Genomic DNA, 19,049 nt, shown 5'->3' on the forward strand with positions numbered 1-19,049 from the left:
ACAGCAGCGATCCGACAGTAGGCCGACTAACTGCGGTGATACAGAGATTTCCGCCAGTAGATGGGCTCGGCGGTGATCAGCATGCCCAGCTGTCGGAACATAGATTCATCGACCGAGCCCAGAATCGTGGTGGTGTGGACGTCGCATCCTCGCAGATGCTGCAGTTCAGCAATCGCTTTGCGCGCGTCATCGGATTCGGCTGCCGAGACCGACAATGCAATGAGCACTTCGTCGGTATGGAGCCGGGGGTTGATCGAGCCCAGGTGTCGGGTTTTCAGGGTCTGGATGGGTTCGATAGCCTGGGGACGCAAGAGGTGAACATCTTCGTCAATACCTGCCATGTATTTCAACGCGTTGAGCAACATTGCCGCAGAACATCCCAGCAGGTCCGATGTTTTGCCCGTCAAAATGGTGCCGTCGGGTAATTCCACCGCGCTTGCCGGCTGCCCAGTGCGTTCTGCAAGTCGCACAGCAGGGGTCACCACTGGACGGTCTTCTTTGGTTACACCGATGCGTTTCATAATGACTTCGATGCGAGATGAGACGGTGTGATCGGCGGTATCTTCGCGGCGCTCTTCAACGCGAGCCTTATACCAGCGCCGGATGACCTCTTGTCGAGCGGCTTCGGCACACACTGCATCATCGCTGATGCAGTGACCGGCCATGTTGACTCCCATGTCTGTGGGGGACTGATAGGGAGATTCCCCGTAGAGTTTTTCTAACATGGCCTTGAGCAAAGGAAAGGCTTCGACATCACGGTTATAACTTACGGCCTGTTCTTGGTAAGCGGCAAGGTGATAGGGGTCGATGATGTTGTTGTCATCGAGATCTGCGGTGGCTGCTTCATAGGCCTGATTTACCGGGTGTTGTAGGGGCAGATTCCAGATCGGGAAAGTTTCGAATTTGGCGTACCCGGAGCGGATACCATGTTGGTAATCGTGGTAAATCTGGGACATCGAAGCCGAAAGCTTGCCAGAGCCCGGGCCAGGCCCGGTGACCACCACTAAGGATCGAGTGGTGTGGGCATGCTGGTTCTGCCCAAAACCCTCAGGCGAGATAATAGTTTCAGTATCGGTGGGGTAGCCAATGGTGGGGTAGTGGTGCGTTACTTGAAGCCCAGCGCGCTGCATGCGATCGCTAAATGCTAGGGCGTTAGAATAATCCGCTGACAGTTGTGTAATGACCACGTGTTCGATCATGAAGCCTTCTTCACGGAAAATGTCAATCAGACGCATGGCTTCATCTTGATAGGTGATCCCGAGATCAGCCCGGACTTTTTCGTACTCAAGGTCCTTGGCGTTGAGTACCATCATAATCTCTAACTCATCTTTGAGCTGCTGGAGCATAGAGATTTTGTTATTCGGAGTAAAGCCCGGTAAGACGCGAGAGGCATGAAAATCATCAAAGAGTTTGCCGCCCATTTCGAGATATAGCTTGTTACCAAGCTGCTGGCGTCGCTGAGAAATAAACTGCGACTGCAGGGTGATATATTTTTGCGAGTCGAAACCCAGGTTTGGGCGAAATGATGATGTTAGGGTCAAATGCTCAGCGTCCACGAGACACTATTGTTCCATGGACCATGACGAGATCCCAGTTATGGGTCCTACAGCGCCAAGAAGAGCTGCAGATTTTGCTTCCTAGATACCAAGCCCTCATCTCTTGACAGACTCTCTTAATATCCCGTACACCACAATTTGTTGTGGTCGTCACGGTTGTGGAACACAATCACTGGTGATTTCGGGATGCAACACGCCGTGTTGAAAAATTCTTTTTCTGTGGATCGAGGGGCGAGTAGCGCGGTGTGGGAATGTGGAGAACTTTTCTGTTGTTGCACTAATCCCGCACCAGAGCGCCGAAGTGTCAATGGGGGTACTTGTGGAATTCTCGCGACAAGGTTGTGGAGAACCCTGTGGGTGAATAATAAATGGGTGAGCACAACATCTAGTTATGCCTTGCGTTGTCGATCCCTAGATGTAGTATTAAGTCAGTGGTTGAGCCCGATGAGGCGTTCACCAAGAATTCAATAGAAAAGCCGAGAGCCCCTCAGTTTTCTTGAGGATAGTGGCATAGACCGGCACGAAGGCAACGACTTAAGGGAGAGATCATGACCGTAACTGTTTACAGCAAACCAGCATGCGTACAGTGCAACGCAACCGTGCGTGCATTGGATAAAAAAGGCGTCGAATACAACGTCATCGACATGTCGCAGGACTTGGACGCTTTAGAACGTGTCCGCGCCTTGGGATACATGCAGGCTCCGGTGGTCATGGCAGGTTCTGATCACTGGTCAGGGTTCCGTCCAGATAAGATCGCCAGCCTGGAGGTGAACAGCGCTGCAGCATCTACGGTTGCATAAGCTGATTTCACACCAAGTTTTTAAGGTAGGGATTCAATGACTGCCCAGGTGCAGGATAGGTCGTTCGTTAAATCGCCCGAATCGCAAGATATGGTCGAAACTCGTGCGAAGTTGATCTATTTCTCCTCGGTATCTGGTTATACCCATAACTTTGCTGAAAAGTTGGGGTTCGAAGACGGCTACACAGCCCGACTACCGATCATTACTCGCGAGCCTACGCTTTATGCATTAGAACCATTTGTTTTAATGCTGCCAACCTACGGTGCTGGCAAAGGACCTGGTGTAGTTCCTAAACAGGTCATCAAATTTCTGAATGTCAAAAACAACAGAGAGTTGATCCAAGGCGTCATCGCTGCTGGGAACACAAATTTTTATGACGCATACTGTTTAGCCGGTGACATTATCTCGGCAAAAACACACGTCCCTGTTATGTATAGATTCGAACTGATGGGCACTCCCACGGATGTGACTAAAGTTCGTGAAGGATTGGATGCATTTTGGCAACAACACTCACTGAAGAAGAACTAATTCAGTCCGCTAAGAAGCTTCCTGAGGAATGGAAGAACCTCGGATACCACGAACTGAACGCCATCTTGAACCTCTATGGTCCAAATGGCGAAATCCAGTTCGAAGCTGATCACGCTGCTGCACGTCAATACTTCCTACAGCACGTCAATAAGAACACCGTGTTCTTCCATAGTCGTCGCGAGCAGATCGAGTACCTGATCGAAAACGAGTACTACGAACCAGAAACCTTTGAGCAATATCCAGAAGAATTCGTATTTGCTCTCTACGATCAGGCCTACGCACACAAGTTTCGCTTCCCCTCATTCTTGGGTGCCTTTAAGTTTTATACCTCGTACGCTCTGAAAACCTTCGACGGCGAACGCTACCTAGAACGCTACGAAGACCGTGTGGTCATGAACGCCCTGTATCTGGCGCGTGGCGACCAGGACATGGCTAAACGACTGGTGGATGAAATCATCCTGGGCCGTTTCCAGCCAGCTACTCCAACGTTCCTCAACGCTGGTAAAGCCCAACGCGGTGAACTTGTTTCATGTTTCCTGTTGCGTGTTGAAGACAATATGGAATCTATCGCGCGTGGCATTAACTCTTCCCTCCAGCTATCCAAACGCGGTGGCGGTGTAGCACTAAACCTCACCAACCTGCGTGAACAGGGCGCCCCCATCAAGAAGATTGAAAACCAGTCTTCCGGTGTCGTGCCTGTGATGAAGCTGCTAGAGGATTCCTTCTCTTACGCCAATCAGCTGGGAGCACGTCAAGGTGCAGGTGCTGCATATCTCAATGCACACCACCCGGACATCATGACGTTCTTGGACACCAAACGCGAAAACGCTGACGAAAAGATTCGTATCAAGACGCTATCGCTTGGTGTCGTCATCCCCGACATCACGTTTGAACTGGCTAAGAAGAACGAACCGATGTACCTGTTCAGTCCATACGATGTGGAACGGGTCTACGGTGTGCCATTTAGTGAAATCTCGGTGACTGAAAAGTACTACGAGATGGTTGATGATCCACGTATCAAAAAAACCAAGATCAAACCGCGTGATTTCTTCCAAACACTTGCAGAGTTACAGTTCGAGTCGGGTTACCCGTACATCGTTTTTGAAGACCACGTGAACCGTGCTAATCCAATCAAGGGTCGCATCTCGATGTCGAACCTGTGCTCGGAGATTCTGCAGGTCTCTGATCCATCGACATACAACGCAGACCTGTCCTATGACCACGTTGGCAAAGACATCTCATGCAACTTGGGTTCGATGAACATCGCTAAGACCATGGATTCCGATGATTTTGGTGCTTCGATTGAAACAGCGGTTCGTGCGTTGACTGCCGTATCAGACCTATCCGATATTTCCTCGGTGCCATCGATTGCTAAAGGCAACTCACAATCCCATGCCATCGGTCTGGGGCAGATGAACCTGCACGGCTACTTGGCAAGGGAAGGGGTGCATTACGGGTCTGAAGAGGGCATCGATTTCACCAACATGTATTTCTACACCGTGGTCTACCATGCGCTGCGAGCATCCAACAAGATCGCTATCGAGCGCGAAGAAACCTTTGGTGGATTCGCAGATTCTCAGTACGCATCGGGTGAATACTTCGATAAGTACACGGATCAGGAATGGAAGCCAGCTACCGAGAAGGTTGCCCAGCTCTTTGCTGATGCCGGAGTGCAGATCCCAACTCAGCAGGACTGGCAAGAACTCAAGGCTTCTGTCATGGAGCACGGTATCTACAACCAGAACTTGCAGGCGGTGCCGCCAACGGGATCAATCTCATACATCAATAACTCAACCTCGTCGATTCACCCGGTTGCCTCGAAGATTGAGATTCGTAAAGAAGGTCGCCTGGGTCGGGTGTACTACCCAGCCCCGTATCTGAACAACGATAATCTCGAATACTTCGAAGACGCGTACGAAGTTGGTTATGAGAAGATCATCGACACCTATGCTGCGGCAACTCAGCACGTAGACCAGGGCCTATCGTTGACCCTGTTCTTCAAAGACACCGCGACCACTCGTGACATCAACAGGGCCCAGATATACGCCTGGACCAAAGGTATCAAGACCCTGTACTACGTCCGCGTTCGTCAAATGGCGCTTGAAGGAACTGAAATCGAAGGCTGCGTATCCTGCATGCTGTAAACCAACATGCCAAAGTGTGCTGTTTGACCGACGACGCGTCAACCGGCACACTTTGGCATGTACCTTTCAGCGCCCCAAATTAAACGTAGAAAGAAACCCCGCATGACTCCTGAAGAAGTAACGCAGCGTATTCCAACCTATCAGGCTATTAACTGGAACCACATCGAGGATGACAAAGACCTCGAAGTATGGAACCGCCTGACCACCAACTTCTGGCTGCCCGAAAAAGTCCCCTTGTCCAACGACCTACAATCATGGGCAAATATGACCGACGATGAACGCGAAGTCTCCATGAAAGTCTTCGCAGGTTTGACCTTGTTGGACACCATCCAAGGCACCATTGGTGCTGTGTCACTGCTCCCAGATGCATTGACTCTGCATGAAGAAGCCGTGCTGTCCAACATTGTGTTCATGGAAGCTGTCCACGCGAAATCCTATTCGTCAATCTTCTCAACACTGGCCTCCACTGAAGCAATCGACAACATCTTCCGATGGACTCGTGAAGAACACACCCTGCAGTATAAGACCCACGAAATTATCAAGCACTACGAAGGTGACGACCCGCAGAAGCGCAAAATCGCTTCGGTCATCCTAGAGTCTTTCTTGTTTTACTCTGGATTTTACTGGCCAATGTACTTGTCCTCCCAGGCACGTTTGACCAACACTGCCGATCTGATCCGTTTGATCATCCGGGATGAGGCAATCCACGGTTACTATGTCGGTTATAAGTACCAGCGCAACATGGTAAACGAAACTCCAGAGCGCGCTGTAGAGCTCAAGGAATTTGCCTTCGATCTACTCCAGGATCTCTACGACAACGAAGTGGCATACACTCATGACATTTATGATCCACTAGGTCTATCCGAAGATGTCAAAAAATTCTTGCACTACAACGCGAATAAAGCGCTTATGAACATGGGCTACGAGTCTATGTTCCCCGATTCCGTTACCGATGTGAACCCAGCCATCTTGGCCGCATTGAGCCCGAACTCCGACGAGAACCACGACTTCTTTTCTGGTTCTGGCTCGTCTTACGTCATCGGTGCTAAAGAAGAAACCGAAGACGACGACTGGGACTTCTAGCATCCCGAGTTAAAGTAAGTTTCAGCATCGAGGGGTTACTGACAACGTCAGTAACCCCTCATCTGTTTAAATCTGGTTCACAACCGTTACTTACCGGCACACTCAGTGCTGATTGCGGATCTACGATGGCGCAACAGATGCTCCAGTAGTGTCATAACAGCGTGAAAAATCGTTGGTCAGTTGAATTCTCGCTGTCGTTGCAGTGATAGAAAGAGATATTACTATTGAATAGCAGTCAACGACGAGCTAAGAGCATCGCGCGTGTTCGTGAAAAGTAGGTCTCGGGATGCAGCTTTTCTCACAGTACGTCCAGGTTGTCCCTAGACTTGCTCCTCTGTATACAAGCCTATGTGGGATGTATGCATGCAAGATCGATATGTATACACTCGCACGCTTCACGTGCTGTCTTCCCTAACTGCATTCTCGGATAGCGGGCAAAACGAGCCAATAATGTTGTGTCTCATGGAGCATTAGAGCAATACGGCTCTACCCGCTCGGGGGATAACTGCCGTGTATGGATACACGTGGAGTTATCCGTTATATCTTCTAGAAAAGACACACGGCTTATTCGTGAGCACAAGGGATCCTGCCTGTCAGGATGGGATGAAATCAACAACTCTTAGCAGGCTCATTTTTGATGAGTCTGCTTAAGAGTGATTCTTCAGCGATCATCTCTTTGTATTTCAGCCCACCTGGGGCAGTCGAAGACGTGGTCCTAGAGGTAGTCCAGAGCCTACGCAAACGATAGGAATAACTTTTCTAGTTGAGCTACGTCTTCGTCTTGGGCATCCCCGTCCGCGAGGCATTCCTGCAAGGCAGATGAAATAACTAAGAAACCTGCACGATCTAAGGCTTTCGATACGGCCGAGAGCTGCTGTACGATCTGCGCGCAATGCGCATCGTCTTCCACTGCGCTAATAACGGCCGCGAGTTGACCGTGAGCACGACGCAGTCGATTCACAACCTTCTTTTTAGCTCCGGGATCATTTTCCAAACCGGTCGACTGGACCATAATCACTCCAAAATTTAGTCAGGCTTGCAGTCAGCATACTCCCTGGGGTATAGTTTTCCTATACCCCCGGGGGTATCGAGGGTAAACTTTAGTAATAATCCGAGGAAACTTATGTGTAGATCAGTGAAATGTGATGTCTGCGGAAAAACAACCTGGGCTGGTTGCGGCCAGCACATTGACGCAGTGAAGGTATCTGTGCCTGCCGGGCAGTGGTGCAACGGCAAACACTCTCAACAAGAAATTGCTGCTGCTCGAGCCGCTAGTCCGGGCTTTCTTGCCCGTTTATTCGGACGCTAAAGCTCACCTATAACAACGCGTGAGGAGACAATAATGTTACTTGAACACATCTACGATCCAGACCTGGCCCAGGGGAGTTATTTCATTGGTTGCCAGGCCAATAACACCGCTATCGTGGTCGATCCGCGGCGTGATATCAAGGTCTACCTCGATATGGCAGAAAAAGAAGGCATGGAGATCATCGCCGTCACAGAGACCCACATCCATGCGGACTATCTTTCGGGAACCCTTGAACTAGCCAATGCAACCGGGGCGCGAGTATATATCTCAGACGAAGGTGGGCCTGATTGGGTCTACGGTGAGGGCTTTGATGAGGCCGTTCGTATGAAGCACGGCCACACAATTACTATTGGAAATATCACGCTTCAAGCCGTACACACTCCTGGCCATACCCCGGAGCACATGGTTTTCCTTGTCACTGACGGTGCGCAAGCCTCCGAACCAGGCTTTATGCTTAGTGGCGACTTCGTCTTTGTGGGAGACTTAGGCCGCCCCGATCTTCTCGATGAAGCAGCCGGTGGCATTGATACACGCTTCATGGGAGCCCGACAGCTCTTTGCTTCGCTACGGGAGCACTTCCTTCCGCTACCCGATTATGTCCAGGTGCTACCAGCACACGGTTCCGGATCTGCATGTGGCAAGGCTCTCGGTGCAGTCCCTACGACTACCGTGGGATATGAACGAAACTTCTCGTGGTGGGCACCTTTTGTGCAAAACAACGATATTGACGGATTCGTCAAGGAGCTGTTGGACTCTCAGCCCGATGCACATGCATATTTTGCGCGAATGAAGGTCCAAAACCGTCAAGGTCCCGCACTTCTTGGTGAACTGCCAGAACTGACAGAATATTCGCCTGCAGAACTTAAACCACTGCTGGAACAAGACGACAAGATCTTTGTCGATACCCGGAACCACACTGAACGGTACGATGTGGCCGTGGCGGGGGCGCTGTCCATTCCTGATGCTTCCAAAGCCGCCACCCATATTGCGTGGGCCTACAACCCCGAGGACGAACATCGCGATCTGGTGATTCTGGCGCAGGATGCTGAAGACGCCACCCGGTATCGGGACCATTTCATTCGGGTTGGTGTTGATGCCCTTACCGGATTTACGACCTCACTTAAAGGACTGCTCGGTGACGGGGTGCAGGTCATCACCATGGACGAACTTGCCAATGATGAGCAGGTGTTCTTATTAGATGTACGCAGCAACACCGAATATGCCGAAGGTTACATCCCGGGTGCGGAACGAGTGCCGGTCAGCCGCGTCATTTGGGACTTATCTGAACTGCCTGATGACGCTACAATCGTCACTTATTGTGCTTCGGGACGACGAGCTGCAGTGGGTGCCTCGGCGCTCCGGCGATATGGCTACGATGTCGCAGAGCTCGACGGAAGCTATAACTCTTGGATAGCCCAGCCCGGCAATGTTCCTGCCCGTCCGAGTGCATAATCAATGATCATTGCTGGTTATGTGCTCGCCTTGACATCGTTGGCAGCTCACATCCTCCTGGAGGGGCAAACAAGTCTCCCTTCGCGTTGGTTTGCCGTTTTCTCTAGCCTCGATGGTCGGAGCCGGTGGTGGATTCCTGATCGTGCCAGCCCTCGTGTTATTTGCTGGGCTGCCTGTGCATCTGGCTATCGGCACCTCGCTGCTGGCGATCGTGATGAAAAACGCCGCTGCTCTTGGGGGACACATCTTCGCCGTCAGCATTAACTGGCCGATCACCCTGGCCTTTACTGCCCTGGCGATTGTTGGTTCACTCTTCGGAGCACGCCTGGCTGCCAGGATTTCTGCCAAAACATTGCGAACCGGCTTCGGTTGGTTTGTGTTGCTGATGGGAATCTTCGTGATTGGGGCAGAGCTTATACCGTTGCTTAATTAACTGGCTGGTCTGGAGCCGAACTGACAACGAAACATTGCCGTGCTATACCTCACAAGGGGTTGGGCTATCTGGCAAGATAGGCTCATGACCTCATCACAGGAAGTAACTCAACCACAGGACACCGCGTATTTTCGGCGGATCAAACCCATCGAAATCACCGAAGATGTCCGCACCTCATTTTTCGTTTCGACCCAGCATGCCCAAGGCGCGTGGCAAGACGACGAACTGCACATGGCACCCGTTTCGGGCCTGGTTGCAGCGGAACTGGAAGCGTATCAGCCGCGCAAAGATTTTCTAACCTCGCGGATCAGTTTCGATATTTTAGGTAAACTCCATGCCGGCGAAGTCAAAGTCGTCACTGAAACCGTGCGTCCCGGTCGCACAATTGAACTGATCCAATCCACTGTATACGCACAAGGGCGGGCGGTACTGGTCGGACGCACCTGGAAGATCATCACATCAGATACCTCCCGGGTGTCGAATATTTGCGATGAACAATTACCGCCGGTAGAAGACGCCGAACCTTGGGATGAGATGTCCACGCGATGGCCCGGGGGGTTTATCCGTTCGATCCATGCCCGGAAATTCCCCGACCATGCGCCAGGCCACGGTCGTGTATGGATCACCAGCAATCTGGATATCATCGAAGGCGAACCGACTTCATCATTTGCCCGGCTTGTGGGCCTAGCAGATACCGCTAACGGACTAGCGCCGTTGGCAGACCCTTCCGCAGAGAACGTCTTTTTTGCCAATGTTGACCTGACCATTCATTTCCTACGCCCACCTGTGGGCGAATGGCTTGGTTTCGCGATCTCAGCCAATATCGGCGAAACAGGCGGCGGTATTACGTCGGCCATTTTGTACGATGCCGACGGCGTACTTGGTCGCAGCGAACAGTCTCAGACGGTGCGCCTCACCGGCGGCTAAGCATTTGCCTTAACCATTCGGGGGCTCCACAATCTGTAGCGATTGTAGAGCCCCCGGGTGCTTCTAGCGCGGTCTAGTGGCCGCGAGCAATCCATTCTTCCAGGTGCGGTTTTTCTTCACCGATCACCGTGGAGTCACCGTGACCGGTCAGCACCTTGGTGTGGTCCGGTAGGGTGAAGATCTTGTTTTTGATGGATTCGATGATGGTATCGAAATCCGAATATGACCGTCCGGTCGCTCCTGGGCCACCGTTGAACAGGGTATCTCCAGAGAACAGGACACCGCCTTCGAGTTCAGGTGCGTGGAAGACGACACAACCGGGGGAGTGGCCCGGGGTGTGGATGGCGGTCAAGGTCACGCCGGCGATAGTGAATTCATCGCCATCGTTGATGTATCCATCCGGTTCCTCCTCTGGGTGGGTAGCATCCCAGAGCATCTTGTCGTCTTTATGAATCAACACCGGTGCGTCGACCATCTCGCGCAGTTTAATAACCTCGGAGATGTGGTCGTCGTGGCCGTGGGTCAGCAGGATCGCTGACACGCTGCGTCCACCGATGGCGTTTCGGACTTTATCGACCTCGTGGGCCGGGTCAATGACGATTACCGAGGTGTCATCACCAACAATGTACACATTGTTGTCTACATCCCAAGTGCCACCATCTAAGGAGAAGGTTCCTGAGGTGACAATGTTTTCAATTTTGGCCATGAATGTTACAACTCCACTACTGAGCGCAGGACTTTGCCCGCGTTCATCTTGTCGAAAGCTTCGTTAATATCGTTCAATTCGATGCGCTCGGTAACGAACGCATCTAGGTCTAGCCTACCCAGCAGGTATTGTTCCACCAGCATTGGGAAGTCACGCGATGGCAGGGTGTCACCGTACCATGAGGATTTCAGTGATCCACCGCGGCTAAAGACGTCCTGGAATGGTAGCTCCAGGGTCATCTCCGGGTGTGGCACTCCGACCAGTACTACACGGCCGGCCAAATCACGCGCGTAGAAAGCCTGCTTATAAGTTTCTGGGTGACCCACAGCTTCGACCACCAGATCCGCACCGAAGCCATCGGTCAGTTCGCGAATGGTCTCCACGGCGTCCACCTGTTTGGAGTTTACCGTGTGGGTAGCTCCCAGGGCCTTGGCCTGTTCTAGTTTGGCATCATCAATATCGACGGCGATGATGGTGGTCGCACCGGCCAGCTTGGCACCCTGAATGGCTGCCATACCGACGCCACCACAGCCGATGACAGCTGCGGATTCGCCGCGTTTGAGTTCACCGGTGTTGATCGCCGCACCGATACCTGCCATGACACCGCAACCCAGCAGGCCAACGGCAGCATCTTGGTGGTCTTCCAGGTCGGCTTCAATCCTGGTGCACTGTCCGGCAGCAACCAGGGTTTTTTCGGCAAATGAGCCAATGCCCAGGGCGGCTTCTAATTCGGTGCCGTCTTCCAGAGTCATTTTCTGTTTAGCGTTGTGGGTGTTAAAGCAGTACTGCAGCTGGCCTTTCTTACAGGCCCGGCATTCACCACAGACGGCGCGCCAGTTCAAAATGACCTTGTCACCCACGGCAACATTGGTGACGCCTTCGCCGATCTCGGCAACGACGGCGGTGGATTCGTGGCCCAGCAGGTACGGGTAGTTATCGCCGACCCCGCCTTCAACATACAGGTAGTCGGTGTGGCAGACACCGCAGGTCGATACGTCAACAACCACTTCACCGGGCCCGGGTTTGGGCACGATGATCGTTTCGATGGTCACCGGTGCATCTTTGGCACGGACTACGGCGGCCTGAACCTTATATGCCATTCATCTCTCCTTGAAATCACGGTTGCACCCACGAGTTATCGTGGGCGATCACACACTATCTGACCATATCTGCACGGCAGTTGACCATGGTTGGCAACACGCTGATATATAAGCCGTTAGCGTGGCGCATGGTCTGCTCTCATCAGGTCAAGGCATCGTTTTCGGCGTGCCGGACTGGCATACTGGAAGCATGTGCGGACGATATGTAATGGCCAGAGCAATCGGTGATCTGATGGCAGCCACGGGTGCCGATGCAGTGCATTTCGAAGAGCTGACCCCGGACTATAACGTGGCGCCCACAAAAGATGTGCCAGTGCTCGTGGAGCACTACCAAGATCCCAAGGATCCTACGACGCCGTGGCAACGCAACCTATATTTAGCACGCTGGGGCCTAGTGCCGACTTGGGCCAAAGACCTATCGTTCGGTCAGCGCACCTTCAATGCACGTTCCGAATCCGTGGTCGACAAACCTTCATTCCGCTCGGCCGTCAAAACCCGCCGGGCAGCTGTGCCGGTGGATGGTTACTACGAATGGTTAGCCCCGGAGACCAAGGGCGAGCGCAAACAACCATATTTTGTCCGCCCGAAAGACGGCTCACCCATTTTCTTTGCTGGGCTTTATGAGTGGTGGAAAGATCCGGCCGCCGAAGATGGTGCCCCGTGGGTGTTGTCTACGACGATTCTGACCGGACCCTCCCCGCACCCCGGTGATCAACCAGAGATCCTCAATGACCTCTCAGCGCTACACGATCGACTCCCGCTGCCCATGAGCCGCGACATGACGGATCAGTGGCTGGGTGCCGGCGAGGTGACCAAGGATGAGGCCGCCCAATTAGTGGATGCCGTCGTTGCTCAGGCCTATGACACGGCTACCGAATGGGAGATGTATCCGGTAGATCCGGCGGTCGGGTCGGTGCGCAATAACGGTCCGGAATTGATTGAACCGTTTGACCCAACCGGTGGCCAAGCCACCCTGGTCTAACCCAGTTGTGGTGGCAGCTTTTCGGCTGCGCCGTGAACGTGGACATCTAAGAAGTTTCGAAACACCCGATACCAGGCTTCGGCATTACCGTGCCCAAGAATCCAGTGGCCCTCATCCGGGAAATAGAGATAGCGATGGGCGGTGTTACCGTGGTCATCGGTAATGGGCGGGGTGACTGTATGCAGAGCGTGCCACAACTGGTGTGCCTGACCAATCGGGACCCGGTAATCCTTATCGCCGTGGATCACCAGCATCGGGACGGCGATCTGACGCGCATGCCGGTGAGGTGAGTACTGGGTCTGCGGGGCCATCGCGCGATCCCAGACGGCATTATCGGTGGTTTGACCCATTGCGGTGGTATCCCACAGGGACGCGTGGGTGATGATGCACCGGAAACGATCACCGGTGTGCCCGGCAACCCAGTTGGCCAGATACCCGCCGTAGGAGCCACCGGCCAGAGCGGTTCTGGCTGCGTCAATGTCTGGACGGGCTTGGGTAGCGTCAATCAGGGCCAGCAGGTCGGTAAACGGGGTGCCGCCCAGTTGTTGATTGCCCCGGTCGATCATGTGCTGTCCGTAACCGGTGGAAATCGCTGGATCGGGAAGTAGCACGGCATAGCCGGCGGTTACAAACGGGTCGGGGTTCCACCGGTAGGTCCAGTCATTCCACGATCCCCACGGACCGCCGTGGACAAAGACCACGAGCGGAAACGGGCCTTCGCCGTCGGGCAGGCGCAGCCAGGAGCGCACGGCCGTGCCGTCTTCGGCGGTAGCACTGAGGGTGTCTAACCTGCCGGGGGAGTCGAGCGCGGTCACCGCGGTGGCTACGGCTACCGGGTCGGTCACGGTGGGTGCTGCCGGGCTAAAAGAAAACTGGACCAGCTGAGGGCTGGCTGCAATGCCCGACGCGATCGCATAGACGGTTGCGTCGTCGTCGGTATTTGCCTGAGCATCCGTGGTCAAACCGGCATAGGCCCGCGCGGCATCCAGATGATCGTGGGGCTGCCACGTGTCCACCGGGGCGGTCAGTCGGGTCGGCAACTGTGCATCGCGGTGGCCAACATAGATCGCGCCGGCGCCCTCGTCATCACATGCAGCTACCAAGTGCGCGTTGGTCAACCATTCGGGGGAGACCCAGCGATCTAACTGCGGCCACAGCCCTTCGAGCTGACCGGAACGCAGCTCCAATAAGCCAGCAGTGACCGCCAGGTTGGTGCCTTCGCGCCACGGGGTGGACATGTTGATGACGGCGCGCGTGCCATCCGGGCTGATGGCCCCGGCACTGTATTCGCGCTGCGGAGTGGACACCAGCAGTTCAGTGGCCTGACCAGTCATGAAATCCACCCGATAGATCACCTGGGTTTCAACGTCGTCGGGGGTGTTGCCACGGAGCTGGGACATGGTTACCACCGCGAAGGTTGCGCCCGCATCGATGTGCCAGTTGAGCAGCCGCCCGGGTGGCAAATCTACGCGCATAAACTCTGGGCGCTGACCGGCACTCGGGATGGGCGCGACGCCTAACACGGTGCGACCCTGCGGTAGATCTTGGTCCCAATAGCGGGTGGGAAATTGTGAGTACACTACGCCAGTGACCTTGGCTTGATCGCGGGTCGCGGCGAGTTCTTCATGTTGTGCGTGGGTGGTTGCGGCACTGTGCCATTGCATGGTGACCACCAGTTTGTTGGCGGCCACCTTCAGTCCGGTGAATCCCCAGGTCCGCTGGGCTATCACCCGGGGTTCGCCCATGGTGGGCAACACCCAGAGTTTCGCGCCGGCCTCGGTCGGTGCATCAGGGTCTTTGGCTGCTGCAGGACGTGTGGATAAGAAAAAGACCTGCCCATCGTCAGCTTGTTCAACAGCCGAGACCGAGTCGTCCCCGTGAGTTAACTGCACTGGTGTGTCGGTCACATCCCACAATTGGGTGACATAGCCGGTGTCGTCTTGCTTTAGCTGCTGCACTGTTGTGAGGATTTGGCCTGATTTCACCGTGACTCCGGTCAAACGGCGGGCATCAAGCAGCGTGGACAGGACAGTATCAAAAGCAGCATTCATCATGGCCCCATTATGAATGCTGCCGCTGACCTGCGGTAGGGCGGCTTATCGTGTCCGCGCAGATTTTTATGCTGAGAGCGCGAACAACCATTTGGCACTTTGACGCCACGGATCAGAAAGGGAATTTCATGGGTACACTCACACAATCCATTCAGGTCACCTGCACTACCGCAGGCATTCCATTACATCTGAACTACGGGGGTCGGTCCTATACGGTCAAAGCCCAGCCGCAACGCTGGTATGTGCGACGTCGCTGGTGGGCCGAAGAATACCGGGCAGCCCTGGGACACGGCCCCGGACTGGTGGATTATCAGGTCTGGCGCGTGCAGGTCAGCCTGACCCGGGCGGCGAATGCCCCGATGTTGACCCTAGATATTTCCCACCACATCGAGTCTGGCCGCTGGCGCTTGGTACAGGTTCACGACGCGCGGCGGTTGGAGGAAGCCGCCTAACCATGGCACGGTCTTTTGCCCATCTCAACGTCACGACCGCGTACTCGGCGCACTTCGGGGTGTCCTGGCCCGAAGAACTCGTCGAGGTCGCGGCCGCCGATGGCGCCCAAATCCTGGGCTGCACGGATCGAGATGGGCTGTATGGGATGGCCAAACATCTTCGAGCCTGCATCGGGCAGGGCATTGCTCCGGTGGTCGGGGTGAATCTTGCGGTCATGTGGGATTCGAAATATACGGTGGACGGCACGCTGCTGCCCGCCGGTCGGGTCACCATTCTGGCTGCTAGTGCGGCAAACGTCGGGGTCGGGCAAGCCCACAACTTAGGAGCGGGGTATCAGGCGCTGGTGCGGCTCATCTCCCAAGCCCACACCCAGCTCACGCGCGACGACCGACCTTATATTTTGGTCTCACAACTGGCCGCAGCCGCTGGTACCAGCCCCGTGTTGCATGTGCTGGTAGGGCCCGGGACCGATGTCGGGCGGTTGATGGTCCAACGGAAATACCCTGCCGGTCGGACCCGGCTCAAACTGTGGAAACAGGTGCTACCACCAGACAGTGTGCACGTCGAGATTGTCTCTCACCTGTCATTGCCCACCGAACGCCTCTCGACGTCCCAAGCTGTTCGCATGTTGCGAGCCAGCGATGAACTCGACCTGCCAGCAGTGCTGACCAATGCGGTGCGATATGCGACCCCGGATGGGGCTGCCACCGCCGATGTGGTTGATGCTGCCCGAGCATTGTCCACTCTGGATACATTGACCGATATGCAACCCAATGGGCAGGGGTGGCTGAAAACCGGCGACACGATGCACGCCCTGGCTTATGAAATCACGCACGAAGCCGGCCTGGGCGCGGCCGCAGCCCGTCAGTTGCTTGATAACACCCAGCAGCTTGCGGAACGCTGCGCGCTAGATCCGGCTCAGGACCTTGGATGGGGCCAACCGCGCGTCCCAGAATTCGACATCATCGGAATCGACGGCGACCCCAACACCGTCCTGACGCAACGCGCCCGAGCGGGATTAGCGCTGCGCTTTGGCCACCTGGACCCTAGTACCAGCCTCTATGATCGTGTGCACCGCAGACTGGATCACGAGCTGGGCATCATTCAAGACCTCGGATTCTCCAGTTATTTTCTCACCGTGGCCGAAGTCGTGGAAATGATCGAAGACCGCAACGTGCGCGTCTCCGCCCGTGGCTCGGGGGCGTCGTCGTTGGTGAATTATGCCCTACGGATTTCGCATGTGGACCCGATCGAACACGACCTGATTTTCGAACGGTTCTTATCCCAAGATCGTTCGACCCTGCCCGATATCGATATCGACGTCGAATCAGCCCGCCGGCACGAGATCTATCATGCGATTTTTGACCGCTTTGGTGCCGAACGCACCACGCTGATGAGCATGCAAAACGGTTACCGGGTTCGCGGGGCCGTCCGAGACGCCGGCCGCGCCCTGGGGTTAGAACGGGAACAAGTGGACCATTTGGCGAAAAAACTCTGGCGGTTTTCGGCCTCCGATTTTCGTCAAGCCCTCGAACACATGCCTGAACTGCAAACCTTTGCCGCCCAGGTCCAGGACAGTCGAAAATCTGGCAACCAACAACTTGACCTGCTGGTGGACCTGACCGAACGACTCGATCGATTACCTCGCCACATCTCCATGCACCCGTGCGGCGTCATTCTGGGTGATACCACCCTGCTAGATCGGACCCCGGTGGAGGCCTCGGGGATGGGGCTGGCCATGAGTCAATTTGATAAACACGACATGGATCCGATGGGCATGCTCAAACTTGATGTGTTAGGTGTTCGAATGCAATCCACCATCGCCTATGCGCTGGAAGAAATCCATCGCACCACCGGTGAGACGATTAACCTCGAAAAGGTCCCGCATGACGATCCGGCCACTTATGCGATGATCCAAACCACCCATACGCTGGGCTGTTTCCAGATCGAATCTCCTGGACAACGCGAACTCATTGGCAAACTAGAACCCGAATCCATCACCGATCTGATCATCGACATCTCGCTATTTCGCCCCGGACCAATGAAATCCGATATGGTCCGCCCGTTCTTGGACTACCGCCACCAGCTTGACCCGGCGCACTACCCACACCCGGACCTCAAACCCATCTTGGAAGAAACTCACGGAGTGACTGTCTTCCATGAACAACTCCTGCGCACTTTTCATCTCATGACCGGATGTGGGCTGGCCGCCGCCGATGAATTCCGCCGCCGGTTAGGATCCGATACCCAAAACGACGTCGAAACATATTTTCGTGCCAAAGCCATGGAAAATAACTGGGATATTCAGGTGATCGACGAAGTCTGGAACACCCTGGCTGCCTTTGGCTCCTTTGGTTTTTGCAAGGCCCACGGTGCGGCCTTTGCCATCCCGACGTTTGAATCCGCCTGGCTCAAAACCCATTATCCTGCGGCATTTATGGTCGCGGTACTCGAACACGATCCGGGCATGTACCCGCAACGGCTCATGGTCGCCGAAGCCCGACGGATGGGCATTGAAATTTTACCGGTTGACATTAATAAATCCACCACCCATATGCGACTCGAACGCCTGACCGAAACCTCCAACATCCCAAGACATCCGTGGGGGATCCGGTTGTCATTCGAAACAGTGCTAGGCCTGACTCATAAAGAAAAACAACGCATCGAACGCGCCCAACCCTTTGATAGCCTGGCCGATATTCGTGACCGAGCACGTCTGAGCAAAAAGAGTTTCGAAAACCTCGCCCAACTCGGGGCCCTCGATTGCATCTTCCCTGCTACCGGTATCAGTCGCACCGATGTGGTCCACCACCTAGAGTTGTTACACTCACCCACTAAACGCGACCGCACCGGACGTACTCTGCGCACAGGCAGTCCTCAAATCGATGGGCAACAGACCTTACCGCTGGGTGACACCGAACTGGAGACCCTACCAGCACTGTTCCCGGAACCCACCGAAGCACAACGTATCCGCACCGAACTGGATCTGACCGCAATCGACACGACCGGTCACCTCATGCAATCTCATAAACCATACCTTGATGCTCTGGGCGCGACCTCGGCCGATCACCTGATAACCTTGCGCAACCACACAAGGGTTCTGGTAGCGGGGGTTCGGGTGGCAACGCAGACCCCACCGATGCGCTCCGGTGACCGCGTCGTCTTTATTTCCATCGACGACGGTACCGGGGTCATCGACACGTCATTTTTTGCTCAAGCTCAACACGCAACCGGAGACATTCTGTTCTCCTCGCGATTGTTATTAATTGAAGGCACCACCAGACGCACCGGGGCACGGGGGATCACCCTGCAGGCCCTCAGAGCATGGGATATGCACAACCCAGCCCTCCTGCCGGATCCTGACTACTTCGATACCGAACGCGACCACTGGGCTGACTGGCTTACCCGCAACGCCTCTTTACCAACTATTCGCCATCAAAGCCAACTCGGAAAACCGCATAACACCGGTTCTCACACCCGAGTCCTGCGATATCATTAATACCTAACTCAAGTGCTTGATAAAGG

The 19,049-nt window shown here is 54.6% G+C and carries 15 protein-coding genes; 10 read left to right on the top strand and 5 right to left on the bottom strand.

The features are described from left to right. Positions 1-26: 26 nt before the first annotated feature. Positions 27-1,541, bottom strand: a complete 1,515-nt coding sequence (locus FB556_RS05945) for a DUF1846 domain-containing protein (protein ID WP_141865769.1) — start codon at positions 1,539-1,541, stop codon at positions 27-29. Between the two features lie 563 nt (positions 1,542-2,104). Between FB556_RS05945 and nrdH the strand changes: the two genes are divergently transcribed. From nrdH to nrdF, 4 genes are all read left to right on the top strand, one after another. After that, the gene (gene nrdH / locus FB556_RS05950) at positions 2,105-2,356 is read left to right on the top strand and encodes a glutaredoxin-like protein NrdH (RefSeq protein ID WP_141865771.1); all 252 of its coding nucleotides are present in this window, start codon (positions 2,105-2,107) and stop codon (positions 2,354-2,356) included. Positions 2,357-2,392: 36 nt separating this feature from the next. Further along, the gene (gene nrdI / locus FB556_RS05955; RefSeq protein ID WP_141865774.1) at positions 2,393-2,884 is read left to right on the top strand and encodes a class Ib ribonucleoside-diphosphate reductase assembly flavoprotein NrdI; all 492 of its coding nucleotides are present in this window, start codon (positions 2,393-2,395) and stop codon (positions 2,882-2,884) included. Then, complete coding sequence (gene nrdE, locus FB556_RS05960) at positions 2,884-5,028, top strand: class 1b ribonucleoside-diphosphate reductase subunit alpha (RefSeq protein WP_141866516.1); 2,145 nt, start codon at positions 2,884-2,886, stop codon at positions 5,026-5,028. Before nrdI ends, nrdE begins: the two co-directional genes overlap by 1 nt. A gap of 102 nt (positions 5,029-5,130) precedes the next feature. Further along, entirely contained in the window at positions 5,131-6,111 is a 981-nt protein-coding gene (nrdF, locus tag FB556_RS05965) for a class 1b ribonucleoside-diphosphate reductase subunit beta (protein ID WP_141865776.1), read from the top strand. 733 nt (positions 6,112-6,844) lie between these two features. Here the strand turns inward: nrdF and FB556_RS05970 are convergent. Further along, on the bottom strand, positions 6,845-7,123 hold the full coding sequence (locus FB556_RS05970; RefSeq protein WP_141865778.1) for a metal-sensitive transcriptional regulator: 279 nt from the start codon (positions 7,121-7,123) through the stop codon (positions 6,845-6,847). Positions 7,124-7,453: 330 nt separating this feature from the next. On the opposite strand from FB556_RS05970, the gene FB556_RS05980 reads away from it, so the two are divergent. The 3 genes from FB556_RS05980 to FB556_RS05990 all read left to right on the top strand — a co-directional run bounded on the left by FB556_RS05980 (position 7,454) and on the right by FB556_RS05990 (position 10,232). Further along, the gene (locus FB556_RS05980) at positions 7,454-8,872 is read left to right on the top strand and encodes an MBL fold metallo-hydrolase (RefSeq protein ID WP_141865782.1); all 1,419 of its coding nucleotides are present in this window, start codon (positions 7,454-7,456) and stop codon (positions 8,870-8,872) included. A 91-nt stretch (positions 8,873-8,963) separates the two neighbouring features. Next, positions 8,964-9,305 carry a sulfite exporter TauE/SafE family protein gene (locus FB556_RS05985; RefSeq protein WP_211343997.1) on the top strand — a complete coding sequence of 114 codons (342 nt, stop codon included), beginning with the start codon at positions 8,964-8,966 and terminating at the stop codon, positions 9,303-9,305. 84 nt (positions 9,306-9,389) lie between these two features. Then, on the top strand, positions 9,390-10,232 hold the full coding sequence (locus FB556_RS05990) for a thioesterase family protein (RefSeq protein WP_141865784.1): 843 nt from the start codon (positions 9,390-9,392) through the stop codon (positions 10,230-10,232). Positions 10,233-10,305: 73 nt separating this feature from the next. Here the strand turns inward: FB556_RS05990 and FB556_RS05995 are convergent, their stop codons facing one another. After that, the gene (locus FB556_RS05995) at positions 10,306-10,938 is read right to left on the bottom strand and encodes an MBL fold metallo-hydrolase (protein WP_141865786.1); all 633 of its coding nucleotides are present in this window, start codon (positions 10,936-10,938) and stop codon (positions 10,306-10,308) included. A 5-nt stretch (positions 10,939-10,943) separates the two neighbouring features. Beyond that, the gene (locus FB556_RS06000; RefSeq protein WP_141865788.1) at positions 10,944-12,038 is read right to left on the bottom strand and encodes an S-(hydroxymethyl)mycothiol dehydrogenase; all 1,095 of its coding nucleotides are present in this window, start codon (positions 12,036-12,038) and stop codon (positions 10,944-10,946) included. Positions 12,039-12,228: 190 nt separating this feature from the next. Between FB556_RS06000 and FB556_RS06005 the strand changes: the two genes are divergently transcribed. Next, positions 12,229-13,020: an SOS response-associated peptidase gene (locus FB556_RS06005; protein ID WP_141865790.1), complete on the top strand. Its 792-nt coding sequence runs from the start codon at positions 12,229-12,231 to the stop codon at positions 13,018-13,020. Here the strand turns inward: FB556_RS06005 and FB556_RS06010 are convergent. Continuing rightward, positions 13,017-15,074, bottom strand: coding sequence for an alpha/beta hydrolase family protein (locus FB556_RS06010; protein ID WP_246057241.1), 2,058 nt, complete (start codon positions 15,072-15,074; stop codon positions 13,017-13,019). The two genes, FB556_RS06005 and FB556_RS06010, sit on opposite strands and share 4 nt — an antisense overlap. A gap of 125 nt (positions 15,075-15,199) precedes the next feature. On the opposite strand from FB556_RS06010, the gene FB556_RS06015 reads away from it, so the two are divergent. Together FB556_RS06015 and FB556_RS06020 are read left to right on the top strand one after the other, a co-directional pair. After that, complete coding sequence (locus FB556_RS06015; protein ID WP_141865792.1) at positions 15,200-15,523, top strand: DUF6504 family protein; 324 nt, start codon at positions 15,200-15,202, stop codon at positions 15,521-15,523. Positions 15,524-15,525: 2 nt separating this feature from the next. Beyond that, complete coding sequence (locus FB556_RS06020; protein WP_141865794.1) at positions 15,526-19,023, top strand: DNA polymerase III subunit alpha; 3,498 nt, start codon at positions 15,526-15,528, stop codon at positions 19,021-19,023. Positions 19,024-19,049: the final 26 nt, after the last annotated feature.

The organism is Enteractinococcus coprophilus, from assembly GCF_006716305.1.
In the GTDB taxonomy this organism is placed as follows: Bacteria; Actinomycetota; Actinomycetes; order Actinomycetales; family Micrococcaceae; genus Yaniella; species Yaniella coprophila.

Coding starts and splice junctions, on each gene's coding strand:
- nrdH (WP_141865771.1), top strand. CDS start 2,105: ATGACCGTAACTGTTTACAGCAAACCAGCATGCGTACAGTGCAACGCA.
- FB556_RS06015 (WP_141865792.1), top strand. CDS start 15,200: ATGGGTACACTCACACAATCCATTCAGGTCACCTGCACTACCGCAGGC.
- FB556_RS06020 (WP_141865794.1), top strand. CDS start 15,526: ATGGCACGGTCTTTTGCCCATCTCAACGTCACGACCGCGTACTCGGCG.
- FB556_RS05970 (WP_141865778.1), bottom strand. CDS start 7,123: ATGGTCCAGTCGACCGGTTTGGAAAATGATCCCGGAGCTAAAAAGAAG.
- FB556_RS06000 (WP_141865788.1), bottom strand. CDS start 12,038: ATGGCATATAAGGTTCAGGCCGCCGTAGTCCGTGCCAAAGATGCACCG.
- nrdF (WP_141865776.1), top strand. CDS start 5,131: ATGACTCCTGAAGAAGTAACGCAGCGTATTCCAACCTATCAGGCTATT.
- FB556_RS05980 (WP_141865782.1), top strand. CDS start 7,454: ATGTTACTTGAACACATCTACGATCCAGACCTGGCCCAGGGGAGTTAT.
- FB556_RS06005 (WP_141865790.1), top strand. CDS start 12,229: ATGTGCGGACGATATGTAATGGCCAGAGCAATCGGTGATCTGATGGCA.
- FB556_RS05995 (WP_141865786.1), bottom strand. CDS start 10,938: ATGGCCAAAATTGAAAACATTGTCACCTCAGGAACCTTCTCCTTAGAT.
- FB556_RS05990 (WP_141865784.1), top strand. CDS start 9,390: ATGACCTCATCACAGGAAGTAACTCAACCACAGGACACCGCGTATTTT.
- FB556_RS06010 (WP_246057241.1), bottom strand. CDS start 15,074: ATGATGAATGCTGCTTTTGATACTGTCCTGTCCACGCTGCTTGATGCC.
- nrdI (WP_141865774.1), top strand. CDS start 2,393: ATGACTGCCCAGGTGCAGGATAGGTCGTTCGTTAAATCGCCCGAATCG.